The sequence below is a fragment of the Paenibacillus sp. 01T47 genome, from assembly GCF_056398245.1.
Window position 1 is genome coordinate 230,193 of sequence record NZ_JBFTPA010000009.1, and the last position, 15,824, is coordinate 246,016.

The 15,824-nt window shown below is 45.0% G+C and carries 11 protein-coding genes; 10 read left to right on the forward strand and 1 reads right to left on the reverse strand.

The window, feature by feature from the left end:
- Positions 1-51 precede the first annotated feature (51 nt).
- The 10 genes from carA (at position 52) to AC1DOV_RS19615 (ending at position 15,116) form a co-directional block, all read left to right on the forward strand.
- Positions 52-1,197 carry a glutamine-hydrolyzing carbamoyl-phosphate synthase small subunit gene (carA, locus tag AC1DOV_RS19570; protein WP_339208742.1) on the forward strand — a complete coding sequence of 382 codons (1,146 nt, stop codon included), beginning with the start codon at positions 52-54 and terminating at the stop codon, positions 1,195-1,197.
- On the forward strand, positions 1,184-4,408 hold the full coding sequence (gene carB / locus AC1DOV_RS19575; protein ID WP_441883026.1) for a carbamoyl-phosphate synthase large subunit: 3,225 nt from the start codon (positions 1,184-1,186) through the stop codon (positions 4,406-4,408). The genes carA and carB overlap by 14 nt, the downstream gene beginning before the upstream one ends.
- A gap of 137 nt (positions 4,409-4,545) precedes the next feature.
- On the forward strand, positions 4,546-5,283 hold the full coding sequence (gene pyrF / locus AC1DOV_RS19580) for an orotidine-5'-phosphate decarboxylase (RefSeq protein ID WP_441883028.1): 738 nt from the start codon (positions 4,546-4,548) through the stop codon (positions 5,281-5,283).
- A complete protein-coding gene (pyrE, locus tag AC1DOV_RS19585; protein ID WP_076268188.1) occupies positions 5,276-5,923 on the forward strand; it encodes an orotate phosphoribosyltransferase in 648 nt (215 codons plus the stop codon). Before pyrF ends, pyrE begins: the two co-directional genes overlap by 8 nt.
- A gap of 175 nt (positions 5,924-6,098) precedes the next feature.
- The gene (locus AC1DOV_RS19590) at positions 6,099-7,826 is read left to right on the forward strand and encodes a methyl-accepting chemotaxis protein (RefSeq protein ID WP_441883030.1); all 1,728 of its coding nucleotides are present in this window, start codon (positions 6,099-6,101) and stop codon (positions 7,824-7,826) included.
- A 177-nt stretch (positions 7,827-8,003) separates the two neighbouring features.
- Complete coding sequence (locus tag AC1DOV_RS19595; RefSeq protein WP_441883032.1) at positions 8,004-8,735, forward strand: ABC transporter ATP-binding protein; 732 nt, start codon at positions 8,004-8,006, stop codon at positions 8,733-8,735.
- On the forward strand, positions 8,707-9,771 hold the full coding sequence (locus tag AC1DOV_RS19600) for an efflux RND transporter periplasmic adaptor subunit (protein WP_339209586.1): 1,065 nt from the start codon (positions 8,707-8,709) through the stop codon (positions 9,769-9,771). The genes AC1DOV_RS19595 and AC1DOV_RS19600 overlap by 29 nt, the downstream gene beginning before the upstream one ends.
- Before the next feature lie 3 nt (positions 9,772-9,774).
- Positions 9,775-12,705 carry an ABC transporter permease gene (locus AC1DOV_RS19605; protein WP_441883034.1) on the forward strand — a complete coding sequence of 977 codons (2,931 nt, stop codon included), beginning with the start codon at positions 9,775-9,777 and terminating at the stop codon, positions 12,703-12,705.
- 8 nt (positions 12,706-12,713) lie between these two features.
- Complete coding sequence (locus tag AC1DOV_RS19610; protein ID WP_441883081.1) at positions 12,714-13,604, forward strand: ABC transporter ATP-binding protein; 891 nt, start codon at positions 12,714-12,716, stop codon at positions 13,602-13,604.
- 6 nt (positions 13,605-13,610) lie between these two features.
- The gene (locus AC1DOV_RS19615) at positions 13,611-15,116 is read left to right on the forward strand and encodes an ABC transporter substrate-binding protein (RefSeq protein ID WP_441883036.1); all 1,506 of its coding nucleotides are present in this window, start codon (positions 13,611-13,613) and stop codon (positions 15,114-15,116) included.
- A 68-nt stretch (positions 15,117-15,184) separates the two neighbouring features.
- Here AC1DOV_RS19615 and AC1DOV_RS19620 read toward each other — a convergent pair whose 3' ends face one another.
- Positions 15,185-15,697, reverse strand: coding sequence for a 2'-5' RNA ligase family protein (locus AC1DOV_RS19620; protein WP_076268194.1), 513 nt, complete (start codon positions 15,695-15,697; stop codon positions 15,185-15,187).
- Positions 15,698-15,824 lie beyond the last annotated feature (127 nt).

Consider the following 15,824-nt stretch of genomic DNA (forward strand, 5'->3'; position numbering starts at 1 on the left):
ACTAACTAAAGCCAATATATGGGGACAATCAACACCTGAGGAGTGATACGGATGCAAGCAAGATTATTATTGGAAGACGGTACATTGTTCACAGGACTTTCGTTCGGTGCAGAAGCACAAATGATGGGCGAGGTTGTATTTAATACTGGAATTACTGGTTATCAAGAAGTTTTATCCGATCCGTCCTACTGCGGACAAATCGTAACGATGACCTATCCGCTAATCGGCAACTACGGCATTACACGTGATGATTTTGAGTCGATGCGTCCATTTATTCATGGCTTTGTCGTTCGTCGTCATGAAGAAGTGCCAAGCAACTGGCGCGCTCAATATTCACTAGGACAACTTCTTAAAGAATACGGCATCCCGGGCATCAGCGATATCGATACACGTATGCTTACTCGCAAGCTTCGTAACTACGGTACAATGAAAGGCCTAATTACAACAGGCAACGAGCGTGTAGAAGAACTTGCTGAACGTCTTAACATCTCGAAGCTAATGACGGATCAAGTTGCACGCACTTCTACATCTCATGTATTCTCAAGCCCGGGTCAAGGCGAGCGTATCGTACTTGTTGACTTCGGTGCAAAAAGCGGTATTTTGCGCGAGCTTACTAAGCGCGGCTGCGATGTAGTCGTTGTTCCTCACGATACAACAGCAGACCAAATTCGTCGCCTAGCTCCAGACGGCATTCAATTGTCCAATGGCCCTGGGGACCCGCAAGATGCACCTTATGCTGTAAAAATGATTTCTGAACTGCTCGGCGAATACCCGATCTTCGGAATTTGCTTAGGCCACCAGCTGTTCGCATTAGCTTGCGGAGCAGAAACAACGAAGCTTAAATTCGGACATCGCGGCGGAAACCACCCGGTTAAAGAATTGGCAACTAACCGTTGCTACATTACTTCACAAAACCATGGTTATACGGTGCTTGAAGAATCAGTAGCTAACACGCCGCTTGTAGTAACACATATCAATAACAATGACCGCACGATCGAAGGACTTAAACACAATACATTCCCAGCTTTCTCGGTTCAATATCACCCAGAAGCTGCGCCTGGACCGTATGATTCCAGCTATTTGTTTGATGAGTTCCTAGAAATGATCCGTACGCACAAGAAAAATAACCCACAAAAACCTCGTCAAGCTGTGTTGTCGGAGACGTTGAAAGGAGAGCTTCAGTATGCCCAAAAATAATGAACTCAAAAAAATTCTCGTGATCGGTTCCGGTCCAATTGTCATCGGACAAGCGGCGGAATTCGACTATGCCGGTACTCAAGCCTGCCAAGCGCTCAAAGAAGAGGGCTATGAGGTTGTTCTTATAAACAGTAACCCAGCAACAATCATGACAGACACGAACATGGCTGACAAAGTATACATCGAGCCAATTACTTTAGATTTTGTATCACAAATCATTCGTCAAGAACGTCCAGATGGACTTCTTCCGACGCTTGGCGGCCAGACAGGCCTTAATATGGCGGTTGAGCTTGCACGCGCAGGCGTTCTTGAACGCGAGAATGTAAAATTGCTTGGAACACAGCTGACAGCTATTGAGAAAGCAGAGGATCGCGACTTGTTCCGTGACCTTATGCGTGAGCTGGAACAGCCAGTACCAGACAGCGACATCGTAACTACAGTAGAAGATGCAGTTAACTTCGCTAACACAATTGGTTACCCAATCATCGTTCGTCCTGCTTATACATTGGGCGGAACAGGTGGCGGTATTTGTGCGAATGAAGAAGAACTGCGCGAAACGGTTGCTTCTGGAATCCGTTATAGCCCGATTAGCCAGTGCTTGATCGAGAAATCGATCGCAGGCATGAAGGAAGTCGAATATGAAGTTATGCGTGATGCGAACGATAACTGTATCGTTGTCTGCAACATGGAAAACTTTGACCCGGTTGGCGTACATACAGGCGATAGCATCGTCGTAGCGCCAAGCCAAACCTTGTCTGATCGCGAGTATCAAATGCTTCGTTCAGCTTCCCTAAAAATCATTCGTGCGCTGAACATCGAGGGCGGCTGTAACGTACAGTTCGCACTTGATCCACAAAGCTATCAATATTATGTCATTGAAGTAAATCCGCGCGTAAGCCGTTCATCGGCACTAGCGTCGAAAGCAACAGGATACCCAATTGCCAAAATGGCAGCAAAAATCGCTGTCGGCTACACACTCGATGAGCTTGTAAACCCTGTTACAGGACAAACGTATGCTTGCTTCGAGCCAACACTTGATTATATCGTATCGAAAATTCCACGCTGGCCGTTTGATAAATTCGTTAACGCGAACCGTAAACTTGGTACGCAAATGAAAGCAACTGGCGAAGTTATGGCTATCGGCCGTACGTTTGAGGAATCCATTCATAAAGCGGTTCGTTCATTGGAAATTGGCGCTCACCGCATTCACTTGAAAGAAGCTTCATCTTTAGAAGATGCAGTGCTTCGCGCACGTCTAGAGAAGCCGGATGATGAGCGTATGTTCCTCGTAGCAGAAGCGTTCCGCCGGGGCTATCAGCTTCAAGAAATCCAAGACATTACAAACATCGACTGGTGGTTCCTTGATAAAATTCAGTCTATCGTAGCATTCGAGGATCGTATGCGCAGCGAATCAACGTTGAATCAACAAACGTTGTATGAAGCTAAACGCAAAGGTTTCTCAGATCGTTCTATTGCTGAAATTCGTCAAGAAGGTTTCCCGAATGGCAGTCACACAACGGAAGCTGACGTGCGTGCACTTCGCGAACAGCTTAACTTAAAGCCGGTATACAAAATGGTTGATACATGCGCAGCTGAATTCGAAGCTTCGACACCATATTACTACTCCACTTATGAAGTAGAAAATGAAGTAACTGTAACAGACAAACAGAAGGTTCTAGTCCTTGGCTCTGGACCAATTCGTATCGGTCAAGGCATCGAGTTCGATTACTCGACGGTTCATGCGGTATGGGCAATTCAAAATGCAGGTTATGAAGCGGTTATTATCAATAATAACCCAGAGACGGTTTCAACAGACTTCAGCACATCGGACAGACTCTACTTTGAGCCATTGTTCTTTGAAGATGTAATGAATGTTATTGAGCAAGAAAATCCGATTGGCGTAATCGTACAATTCGGCGGTCAAACGGCAATCAACCTTGCAGCTCCGCTTTCCAAAGCTGGCGTACGCATTCTAGGATCCAGCCTTGAGAGCATCGATGCAGCAGAGGATCGCAAGAAATTCGAAGCATTGCTTCGCAGCCTGAACATCGCACAGCCAGACGGAAAAACGGTTATCTCTGTTGATGAAGCGGTAGTTACGGCACAAGGTCTTGGTTATCCGGTACTTGTTCGCCCTTCCTATGTACTTGGCGGACGCGCAATGGAAATTGTGTACTCAGACGAAGAACTGCTTAACTATATGGAAGTTGCAGTGAAAATTAACCCTGAGCACCCGGTTCTAATCGACCGTTATATGCTAGGTAAAGAAGCTGAAGTAGACGCAATTTGTGATGGCGATACTGTTGTTATTCCAGGGATTATGGAGCATGTTGAGCGCGCAGGCGTTCACTCAGGCGATTCCATTGCGGTATATCCACCACAATCACTTTCGGAAGAAATTAAACAGCAAATCGTTGACATCACGATTAGCATTACTAAAGCTCTTAACGTAATTGGACTTGTTAACATCCAGTTCGTCATTCACCAAGAAAAAGTATACGTGATTGAAGTTAATCCGCGTTCATCGCGTACCGTACCTTTCCTAAGCAAAGTTACGAATATTCCGATGGCAAACTTAGCTACTAAAGCAATTCTCGGTACGAAGCTTGCTGATCTTGGTTATGTTGAAGGCTTGTGGCCTGAGGATGAATATGTTTCGGTTAAAGTTCCTGTCTTCTCCTTCGCGAAGCTGCGCCGGGTTGACCCAACGCTAACGCCGGAAATGAAATCAACAGGTGAAGTAATGGGCCGCGACGTTCAATATGCGAAAGCTCTTTATAAAGGTCTCATTGGCGCAGGCATGAAAATTCCAACATCAGGCGCTATCATTGCTACAGTTGCGGATAAAGATAAAGAGGAAGCAACAGAGTTGCTTCGCGGATTCTTTAACCTAGGCTACAAAATTATTGCTACAGGCGGAACGGCGAAAGCACTCGAAGAAGCCGGCCTTATCGTTACGACTGTTAATAAGCTTAGCGAAGGCTCACCGAATATTCTTGATCTAGTACGTGAAGGGCAAGCGCAATTTGTAGTCAATACGTTGACTAAAGGCAAAGCTCCTGAACGTGATGGATTCAGAATTCGTCGTGAAGCGGTTGAGAATGGCGTCGTTTGTATGACATCGCTTGATACAGTTCGTGCATTGCTTGTTATGCTCGAAACGTTGAACTTCTCCTCCCGTTCAATGCCAGTAGCGCTACAAAACAAATAAGCTCAATGAGCTTAAAAGTACGGCCAGCGTTTATTGCTTCGTTATCTACCTTAAGAAGTTAGTCTTAAGGTGGATAGCTTGAAGCAAACGTATGGCCGTTTATTTTGCAAATGAACAGAGAAATGGAGCGATTTCGGATGAAATTGACTAAAGAGCAAGCAGCAGGACGGATTATGGTAGCCCTTGATTATCCAGATGCAGCAGCGGCTGAACGTTTAATTGCCGAACTGCAAGGCATTCCCTGTTTTATGAAGGTGGGCATGCAGTTGTTTTATGCTGCCGGTCCTTCCTTCGTGCAAAGCTTGAAAGAGCGTGGTTACTACGTATTTCTTGATGTGAAAATGCATGATATTCCGAACACTGTCAAAGGCGGCTCTAATAGCGTAACGAAATTGGGAGTTGACATGTTTAACGTCCATGCAGCAGGGGGCAGTGATATGATGGAGGCTGCGCTTGAGGGCGTAGATATTGCATTAACAGGCAGCAGCCTTCGTAAGCCAACGGTAATCGCGGTAACTCATTTGACAAGTACGAGTCAGTCGATGCTCAATGAGCAGATTGGTATTAGCGGAACCGTAGAAGCGGCAGTGCTTCGTTATGCAGAGCTTACCAAAAAAGCGGGTTTGGACGGTGTTGTCGCATCACCTTCCGAGGTTGAGGCTATTAAGTCGCTATGCGGCAGCTCTTTCAAAACCGTAACGCCAGGCATTCGTCCCATTGGAGCGGATGTTAATGATCAATCACGCATCATGACGCCAAGTGAGGCGCTGCGCAAAGGAACTGATTATATGGTTATCGGTCGCCCGATTACAGCGGCACCAAATCCGCGTGCAGCATTAGAATCTATTATTGAGGAGCTGATTTCCTATGAGTAAAATTACTTTATCTGAATTGCCAAATCAAATTGCTAAAAGCCTGCTAGAAATCGAAGCCGTGGCACTTCGCCCTAATGAGCCATTCACATGGACATCAGGCATTAAATCACCAATCTATTGTGATAACCGCCTTACGATGACATACCCAGCGATTCGCGATCTTGTTGCAGAAGGTTTCGCAACGATCATTCGTGAGCGTTATCCTGATGCTGAGGTTATTGCGGGCACTTCAACTGCCGGTATTCCACATGCAGCTTGGGTAGCACAGAAGCTTAATCTACCGATGGCTTATATTCGCGATAAAGCGAAAGGTCATGGCAAGCAGAATCAAATCGAGGGCCGTGTTCTACCTGGACAAAAGGTCGTTGTGATCGAGGATTTGATCTCGACTGGCGGCAGCTCGCTTAAAGCTGGTCTTGCAGTCAGAGAAGCAGGCGCAGAAGTGTTGGCGGTGCTTGCTATATTCACTTACGAATTTGATTCAGCGATTCAAGCCTTTGCATCAGAGCAAATGCCTCTTGTTACATTGTCTAGCTATAGCGCACTTATTCAAACAGCTGTAGAGCTTGGAAAAGTTGCTCCTGAAGATGTAGCTGCTTTGCAAGCTTGGAGACAAGATCCTCAATCGTTTGGAAAATAATTGCTTAAATTAAAAAAAGCGTGCTCTTTCCATGAGAGCTCGCTTTTTTTGTGACAAAATTGTTCATAATTCGACACTAAAATTTAATTTTTTTTGAAAGGGACTCTTCTTAATAGCTATTTGTCTCCGATAAATAATTATAGAGTATAGTCATGAATTGAGGGGCGGGGTTTTAATGAAATTGTCTTTACGTGTTAGGCTAGTCTTGTTGTCTTTGGTTCCACTTATGTTTTATGCATTTACTGGGCTTTATTTGCTCAATGAGCAATGGCGTGTGTTGAATGACATGACAGATCGTATTTATGAAACTTCTAATCAAGTAGACACATTAGTATTAAACGCGGATAGGGATATGTATCAGGCCTATCAAGCTTACTTGAGAGTGGAATCCGGTACTTTGGATCAAGTAAATGCAGACGCTGCTCGAGCGGAGTTAGCCGAAAATATAAAACAAGTTGAAGACAGGGTAGGAGAAGCGCAAGCCATTTTATATGAGAAAGGACTTCAGAACTTAGCAGAAGGGGAAACTGAGCGCAGCATAAACCAAATTTTAATTGAGTTTAAGGCTAATTTTAATTTCTGGTCAGTTGCAGCGGTAAAAGCAGCAGCGGATGGAAAGAACAATTTTCAAAATAAACAGATCGATAATAGCTTCTTAACAAGCCGTACAGGGATTGATGAAATCGGTCAAAATATTAAAATTTATGCACAAACCACGATTACTGATATTACAAATGAGCTTAGAAAAACGCAGCTTACTCTCTTAATCTGCATCATTGCAGTTACATTAGTTATATTAATTGCTATGTACTTTACAGTGCGTCATATAATGAAGACAATCAGGAGTGTTGTATTTAAGACACAGCGAGTAGCAGAAGGGGATTTAACGGTTCTTCCGGATCAGAAATACAGCAAGGATGAGCTTGGCCGTATTTCGCAATCGGTGGATCATATGATTGAAGCTACAAAGCAGCTGATTAGCGGTATTGCTAGCAACGCAGCTGAAGTGACCAATTCAACTGATCAGTTAACGACTGCATCTAAGGAATCTGCAGACGCAGCAGAGCATGTCGCTCAAAATATTCAGGAAGTAGCGAGTGGCTCAGAAGTACAAGCTAGAGGTGCGGAGGAAACATCTAGAGCGATCGAAGAGATGACGATAGGCATTCAACGAATCGCAGAAAACACAGCCTCAATTGCCGATAAATCATCTTCAACCTCTAAGCAGGCTGAACTTGGTCATGAAGCGCTGCTCCGGTTAATTGATCAAATGAGCGAGGTAACCTCAGTAACTGGCAAACTATCGAATACAATTGAAACGCTTGAGCATCGTTCCAAGGAGATAGGTGCAATTGCCGAGAATATAACAAGTTTTTCAAACCAAACGAATATTTTGTCGCTGAACGCATCAATAGAAGCAGCTCGTGCAGGCGAACACGGCAGAGGTTTTGCGGTCGTTGCAGGAGAGATTCGGAAGCTGGCAGCGGGATCCCTTGCATCTGCTGACGGGATACATCAACTCGTGGATATTACCCGAAGTGAAATTGCAGGAGCTTCGGCATATATGTCGCAAACGGTTCTGGAAATGGAGCGAGGCAGCGCGCGGGTAGGCGAGGTTCGTCAGAACTTGGATGTCATTGTTGCTTCTATTACACAGATGAGTGAGCAGATTCATGAAAATTCTGCAATTACTCAGCAAATGTCAGCCAGCTCGGAGCAAGTAAGCGCCTCAATGCAGCAAACGGCTGCTACAGCTGCCGTTAATCTGGAGAAGACAGAAAATGTTGCTGCCGCAACGGAAGAGCAGCTTGCTTTGATGGATAACATTTCTTCAGCAGCTGTTCATTTAGAGGAAATTGTACGCGATTTGGACCTTGCTATTTCTCATTTCAAGATGAAGTAAGATAATGTAAAAGCTGTTTTTTATGCGGAGTTTAAGCCTTCGCTAAAAGCAGCTTTTTTTGTTCGAAAAAGGTTTTAAAAAGTTGTTTAAATTTGACGTAACTTTTTGAGCATGTCCTACGTCTATCATGTAAGATGAGAATTATGAAAGTTGGTTGAGGAGGGATCGGAAGCGCTAATGGCCATTCCGCAGGAAGAAGAACAGAAGGTAGAAGAGCAGTTAGAAACGACTGAGGAAAGACGCGATCTGCTTAAAGTTATTGATGTAGAGCGAACGTTCCAAGTTGGAGGAACTCCGCTGCCTGTACTGAAAGGCATCAATATGGAGCTTAAGGAGCGTCAATTAGTTATGCTCAGAGGCAGATCAGGCTCTGGCAAGACGACGCTGCTGAATTGCTTGGGCGGGCTTGATACGCCGAGCAAAGGAGAGATTTTGTTTAACGGCTTGAAGTTTCACAGCATGAGCGATGACCAACGCACTTTAGTTAGGCGAAAGCACATGGGCTTTATATTTCAAGCCTTCGCACTTATGCCGCTATTGTCCGCACGTGAGAATGTGGAGCTGTCTCTTCGGATGGCTGGTGTACCACGAGCGGAATGGAAGGATAGAGTTACGCAATGTCTTGAACTGGTTGGTTTGGAGCGCCGAATGAATCATCGTCCCTTCGAGCTTTCCGGCGGTGAGCAGCAGCGGGTCGCAATTGCTAAGGCGATCGCCCATAAGCCAATGCTGCTGCTTGCTGACGAACCGACGGCAGAGCTTGATACTGGCATGTCAGCTCAAATTATGGCGGTTTTCCAAAATATTATTCGCACTGAACAAGTTTCTATTTGTATGACTACACATGATCCTACGATTTTGGAGGTTGCTGACATTGTCTATGAAATGGTGGACGGAAAATTTATTTAAGCGTTCAATGGTTGTTGTATTAAGTGCTTCATTGGTGCTCTCAAGCGGGTGCTCATTGCTTCCCGCAGAAGATGAAGAAGAGGTTATACCTGAGATTGCCCCTGCACAAATATCCAAGAAACCCGAGTATGAGGTAACGACGACGACATTAGAAACGTCGATACCGCTGATCGGCAAGCTTATCTCTTTGGAAGAAGAGACGATGTTTTTCACATTGGACGGCAAGAATTTGAAGGAGTTGAATGTGAAAGTAGGAACAACTGTAAAAGCCGGTCAAGTGATTGGTCAGCTGGACGTTGATGTACTGGTCAAAAGCTTGCGGCAAGAGCGGCTTTCATTTAGGAAAATCGAAAATGAGATGAAAGACACGCTTCGCCAGCGTGATGAAATGGATCCGATTGAATTCGAAGGTAAGCTGATTGCTTTTGAAGAACAGAAGCAGAAGCTAGTCGATATGGAAGAGGAAATCGGGAAAGCGACATTAAAAGCTCCATTTGCTGGAACGATTGTATCGCTTAACGTGCAGAAGGGCGATTTGATTAAAGCCTATGCTCCAATTGCAATTGTAGCCGATACGAGCAAGATTACAGCTGCAGCCAAAATTTCTAAGTCAGAGCTAGAAAAATTAGGCGTTGGCATGGAAGTAACGGCTGATATTACGAGCGTTGGTAAATTTAAAGGCAAGATCAAGCAGCTCCCTTACAAAACGGAGGAACAGAACAACGGCGGCGGCGGTGGTGGTTCTGGAGTAGAGAAACCAGAAAAACCCGAAGACTTCTTAATCGTTGATCTTAAGGATTTGCCTAAAAACTTGAACCGCGGTATGCCGCTTTCGATTAAAGTCATTACGAAGCGCACTGAAAATGCTATTGTTATTCCTCCTTCTACGCTTCGTTCTATTGGATCTCGTACGTACGTGCAGGTCATTGAAGGCGAAGTTAAGCGCGAAGTTGACGTAGAGGTCGGCCAACAAACCTCGACGAATATTGAGATCCTCAAAGGGTTGAAACCGGGGCAGAAAGTTGTAGGTCGATAGCCAATGGGAATTCCGCTGTTTCGTTTTTTGTTCCGCAAAATGTGGAACACGCGCTGGCTAACCTTAAGCACGCTGGCTGGGCTAACTCTGGCGGTTGCATTTGCAACGAGTATCCCTATGTATGCAGATGGCGCACTCAAGAGAGTAGTAGCCGAATCACTGCAGCAGAAGAGTACCGGATTACCTGCGGGCTCGCTTCTCATGAGATATCAATCACCTGCTGGCGGGAAAACGGATTTAGCAGCGCTGTCGGAGCTTGAAAAGTATATTAAAGATGGAATACCGAAGGAAATTGGATTTCCATTTGGTACGTATGTAAACAGCTATTCCATTCGCGGTGCAGAGGTCGTTCCTGAGGATTCAAGCAAAGTAGACGCAGGACGAAACCGTCAACTGACGATTATGAATCTGTCAGAACTTGAAAAAAATACAGAGCTGACCCAAGGTAAATGGTTTTCAAATACCGAAGGGGATGGAGATATACTCGAAGCAGTCATGTTCGAGGAAGCAATGTATAGAAATGATGTACATATCGGCGATGTTTTTGAATATCCGATATACGGTGGACTGGATCTGACATTGCGAGTGAAAATTGTCGGAGCAGTCAAACCGCTTACTGATACGAGTTCATACTGGTATCAAGGGATGGAAAGCTTGCTGAACACGTTCCAAATAAGCAAAGCAGCATTCGAAAAGACGCTGTTAGCGAATAAAAAAATACCGCTGCATAATGCAAGCTGGTACTACGCATTTGATTTATCGGAAATAAAAACGAGTCAATTAACACCCTTAAGCAAAACGCTAGAACGCTTGAATATTGAGCTTTATCAGCGTCTTAAGGACACAAGAGTAGAAATTTCTTTTGCATCCACGCTTACCGAATTTAAGAAACAAAGCCTGCAGCTGCAAACATTGCTGTTTACGCTAGCTGCTCCAATGCTTGCGATGGTGTTTTTCTTTATTGCCATGAATGCAAGGCAGTCACTGGATAAGCAGCGAAGCGACATTGCAGTGCTTCGAAGCAGGGGGGCCGGCACACGGCAAATCATATGGATTTATTTGCTCGAAGGACTACTGCTTGGAGGGATCGCGCTTGGAAGCGGTCCGTTTATCGGTTGGTTCATGGCGAAGAGTATCGGATCAGCCAATGGCTTCCTTTCTTTCGTTAATCGGAAGTCCATACCGGTTGGCTTCTCTACAGAGGCCATTATTGCTGGTGGAGCTGCAGTCTTTCTAGCGCTTATGGCGACCATTATTCCAGCTGTTATTTATGCAAGATCTTCAATCGTAAGTTATAAGCAGGATCTGGCGCGTTCTGATCGCAAGCCAGTTTGGCAGCGTTGGTATCTTGATGTCTTGTTAATTGCCGCTGCTGGTTATGGCTGGTATATGTTCAATGAGCGCCAAATGTTGACATTCAAAACAGGCATGACAACGGATCAATTAAACGTACAGCCATTTTTATTTTTTGTTCCTGCCTTATCAATCTTTGCATTTGGGTTGTTTTTCTTAAGATTATTCCCATGGCTTTTGAAGGTGTTTACATGGTTAGGACGCAAATTTTTACCGGTTCCGCTATATTTGACGCTGACTCAGCTTTCACGTTCATCCAAGGGATATTACCCATTGATGATTCTATTGGTGCTGACGTTGGGGCTTGGTGTTTATAACGCATCGGCAGCTAGAACGATTGATTTGAACTCCACGGAACGTACGCTGTATAAATACGGAGCAGATGTAACCATTCAAACGGTATGGGAAGGCTCTCCGGAAATTACCACGACGCCTGGCAACAACGGCGGAAATGGTGGTAACGGCGGCAGTGGAGGCAATGGCGGCGGTTCTGGCGGCGGTGGAAACGGCGGAAATGGTGGAGGAGGCAACGGCGGTGGTTCAGGCGGCGGAGGCGGTGGCGGTCAAACCATACCTTCAAAGATGTTGTTCAGTGAACCTCCATTTGAGCTATTCCGTTCCCTTGAAGGCGTAGAAGCGGCTGCTCGTGTACTACAGACGAAGGGCAGCGTGGTCATTTCAGGCAAATCGATTGGTCAAGGAACCGTAATGGGAATTGATAATGTCGACTTTGCCAAGGTCGGCTGGTTCCGCAATGATTTGTACCCAGTTCATCCGAATTATTATTTAAATAACTTGGGTAAATATGAGCATGCGGCACTTATTCCTTCGAAAGTAGCAGAGAAATATCAATTAAAAATCGGAGATCCTGTGTCAGTTGGATTCGCCGAAGGTAAAGTGGATTTTATGGTCGTTGGCATTTTGCCTTATTGGCCTAGCCAATATCCAGATAAATCTCCGTTTATTATCACGAATTTAGATTATATTTATGACCAGCTTCCGCTTATTCCTTATGAGGTTTGGCTGAAGATGAAGCCTGATGCTAAAGTAGCTCCGATCGTTGAAGCGCTGCAAAAGGCTGGGGTGGAGATAGCAGCTATTAAAGATGTAAGAAGCGAGCTAATCATTCAATCGAAGCTTCCAACTAGGGGCGGCGTATTCGGAATATTGAGTTTAGGTTTCCTTGTTTCGGTCATCATCACATTAGCTGGCTACGTTCTATTCTGGTTCTTTAATCTCTCAGGGCGCGTTGTCCAATTCGGGGTATTGCGGGCAATGGGATTATCGCGAAGACAGCTTACGGGGATGCTGCTTCTGGAGCAGCTATTTACAGCAGGACTTGCGATTGGACTTGGGGTGTTAATTGGTAAAGGTGTGAGCTTGCTCTTCCTTCCATTCTTGCAAACGACAGAAAACGTTGCAGAAACAGTACCGCCTTTCCGAGTCATATTCGAGTCTAGCGATACGAACCAATTGTTCATAGTTGTCGGATTTATGATGCTGACCGGCGCATTGCTGCTCTTCCTGCACATACGCAGGCTTAGAGTGCATCAAGCGGTCAAGATGGGAGAAGAACGATGACAACAGCGATGATCGATTGCGAAGGTCTAGTGAAAATTTACAAGACAGACGATCTAGAGGTCGTTGCCCTGCAAGGCTTGAACCTAAAAGTAAACGAAGGCGAGCTAATGGCTATTATCGGCAACAGCGGCAGCGGGAAATCGACGCTTCTGAATACGCTGGGCGGTCTTGACCGCCCTTCAGCCGGCCAGGTGCATGTAGGTCCATGGGATCTTCTGAAGATTTCCGAAGAGGATCTAGTGAAATACAAGAGGGAGACGGTAGGATTTATTTGGCAAAATAATGCCAGAAACCTGCTGCCTTATCTTACTGCCCTCGAAAATGTAGAAATGCCGATGATGCTTTCGGGGAAGGTTGATCGCTCATATGCGAAGCAGCTGCTTGAATGGGTTGGCTTGAAGGAGCGAATGCATAACAAGCTCCATCAATTATCAGGTGGTGAGCAGCAAAGGGTTGCCATTGCGATTTCATTGTCGAATCGTCCGAAGCTTCTGCTTGCGGATGAACCGACAGGTTCGGTTGATACGGCTACATCCGATTTGATTATGGGTATTTTCCGCAGGTTGAATCGCGAGATCGGTATTACCATCGTCATTGTAACGCATGACTTGACGCTTGCTGGCAAGGTAGACCGAGTGGTTGCCATTCGCGATGGCTTGACGAGCACTGAGTTCATTAAACGCAATCCGAATATTAATCTTGATGGAGGTGAGGCAGAGCTTCCAGCTGTAAGCAGCGGACTGCAGTCTGTGCATGAAGCCTATGTCGTGGTAGATCGCGTTGGACGTTTACAAGTGCCTAAGGAATATTTATCTGCTCTTAATATTAAAGACAAAGCAACGATGGAATTTGACGGCGAGCGGATTATTATTACTCCGCCTAAATCACTAGGGGGTTAAAATCAAATGAATAATAAAAGATTGTCAGGCAAGCGAATTCGCAAATTTACTTTAGTATCGTTAACACTTACCTTGCTTATTGGCCTGCTAGCAGCGTGCAGCAGCGGCTCAGACAGCTCTACAGAAAAACGGGTTTTACGTATTGGCGTGCTTTATGGCGGTGCGGATAATGAGCCGTATTTCCGTCAGCAATACACGGATATGTATGAAATGTCTCATCCTAACATTGAGTTCCAAATCGTAGGCGCAATCAACTATGATGATCAACGCTTTGAACAGCAAGATCCTGCAAAGCCAACAAAGCAGCCAGATCCGTATGAAAAAATGAAAGAAATGCTAACTGGATCAAATCCAGTCGATGTTGTTGTTCTGGATTACAATATGCTTCGTCGGATGACACAAGACAACTTGCTGCAACCGCTGGATCCGCTAATAGCACAAGATAAATTCGACTTGTCGGATTATGTTCCAACTGTTGTTGAAGGCATTAAAGCTGCTGGTGACGGCGGATTGTATGCATTGACGCCAACTTTTAACTCTTCTGCACTATACTACAACAAAAAAATGTTTACTGAAGCTGGTGTAACTCCTCCGACAAACAAAATGGAGTGGACTGAAGTTCTTAACCTAGCACGTCAAGTGGCTAAAGGTGAAGGCGTGGACCGTAAATTTGGATTCTCCTTCAATCGTTGGTCCAACGACGGCTTTAGCAATGCGCAGTCTTATAGCCAAGCATTGCAGCTAAAAATGTGGGATGACAAAGGCGAGAAAATGCTCGTCAATAGCGATCAGTGGGAAAATGTATGGAGCACTGTTGCATCGCTGTATCAAGAAGAAGTTATTCCAACACAAGAATTTATGAATAAAATGTATGAGAAGCAAAACGCGGAAGGTGGCAATGACCCATTCTATGGTGATTTGTTCATCAAAGGCAAAATTGCGATGACGATTGGTGATTATGGTTATATCAATGAGCTTAAGAGAGCTTCGGACAACGCATCGAAAATTAAAGATTTTGAAGCTGTTGATTGGGACGTTGTGACAGTTCCCGTTTCTCCAAGCGATCCTGAAGTAGGCAGCAGTATTTCATTGAGCCAGTTGATGGGTATTAACAACAAAGCTCAAAACGATAAAGACGCTTGGGATTTCATCAAGTTCTCCAACAGCAAGGAATGGGCTAAGCTGAAATCGAGAAGTCTTTATGAAATGGTTGCACGTAAGGAATTTTTGACGCCAATCGGCGGTTTGCAGTACAACATTGACGCATTTACTTCACTTAAACCAATGCCAGCTGTAGATACGGACAAAATCTTCCGTGAGAAACCAGGTGCATGGGAAGCTCAACAACCTGGCTATGAATTGTTCCAGGCCGTAATCGAGAAGAAAAAATCGGCTCGTGAAGCACTAGCTGAGTGGGAAACACGTGGAAACGCGGTTTTGGAAAAAATTAAAAACAATCCAACTGGAGAAGGCAACGGCGGCGGAGTCGAAATTATGCCGATGCCTAGATAATTTGAAATAAGAAAGAAGCCCGTAATCGACCTCTGCGTCGTTTGCGGGCTTTTTCCTTAATATTTTGTCTAACCTCGTAATAGAAAGGACTGGTAAGCGGTCCAAGAGCCGTTCTCGGTCTGATACATCAGATGTATGCGATCAATTCTCGAAGTAAGATCAATGGACTGCATGCGCAGATTTCCGAATAAATCATGCAGCTCATCAGCTGAGATTTCTTGCCCTATCGTGACATGTGGCGTGTAAACATATTTGGGCTCGACAATGGCCAGCGGACCGCTGCACACGCTCTCCTGGAGCTTCTGCATGGAAACGGTGTCTTCAAGCGCTAAATAGAGCACATGACTTACAGGGAAAAAAGTAGATACACGGTTCAAATGGATAGAGAAAGCAGGCAGCTTAGATGTGGTTTGCTCTAAATGAGCGACTGCTAGCTGCAATTCATCGTCTGACCAATCTTCTGCGTATCGTACTGTCAAATGAGCAGGTACAGCTGTGTAATGCGGATCATGGCGTCTTCGCCAGCTATTAGCGAAGTCCTGTACATGCTTTTCGGGGAAAACAACAATTCCATATAACATGGTCTTCAGCTCCTTCGAAATGACCTATTTTGAGTATACCCCATTTGCATGTATGATCCCAATTTTGGGGTATTCTAATGTATACAGCCTTTATTGGAGTGATAAGCATCAGCTTCTCCAATAAGAT

Excerpts from the sequence above, each read along its gene's own strand:
- AC1DOV_RS19615 (WP_441883036.1), top strand. The coding sequence starts at position 13,611 with ATGAATAATAAAAGATTGTCAGGCAAGCGAATTCGCAAATTTACTTTA.
- AC1DOV_RS19620 (WP_076268194.1), bottom strand. The coding sequence starts at position 15,697 with ATGTTATATGGAATTGTTGTTTTCCCCGAAAAGCATGTACAGGACTTC.
- carA (WP_339208742.1), top strand. The coding sequence starts at position 52 with ATGCAAGCAAGATTATTATTGGAAGACGGTACATTGTTCACAGGACTT.
- carB (WP_441883026.1), top strand. The coding sequence starts at position 1,184 with ATGCCCAAAAATAATGAACTCAAAAAAATTCTCGTGATCGGTTCCGGT.
- pyrE (WP_076268188.1), top strand. The coding sequence starts at position 5,276 with ATGAGTAAAATTACTTTATCTGAATTGCCAAATCAAATTGCTAAAAGC.
- AC1DOV_RS19595 (WP_441883032.1), top strand. The coding sequence starts at position 8,004 with ATGGCCATTCCGCAGGAAGAAGAACAGAAGGTAGAAGAGCAGTTAGAA.
- AC1DOV_RS19590 (WP_441883030.1), top strand. The coding sequence starts at position 6,099 with ATGAAATTGTCTTTACGTGTTAGGCTAGTCTTGTTGTCTTTGGTTCCA.
- AC1DOV_RS19605 (WP_441883034.1), top strand. The coding sequence starts at position 9,775 with ATGGGAATTCCGCTGTTTCGTTTTTTGTTCCGCAAAATGTGGAACACG.
- AC1DOV_RS19600 (WP_339209586.1), top strand. The coding sequence starts at position 8,707 with ATGAAATGGTGGACGGAAAATTTATTTAAGCGTTCAATGGTTGTTGTA.
- AC1DOV_RS19610 (WP_441883081.1), top strand. The coding sequence starts at position 12,714 with ATGATCGATTGCGAAGGTCTAGTGAAAATTTACAAGACAGACGATCTA.
- pyrF (WP_441883028.1), top strand. The coding sequence starts at position 4,546 with ATGAAATTGACTAAAGAGCAAGCAGCAGGACGGATTATGGTAGCCCTT.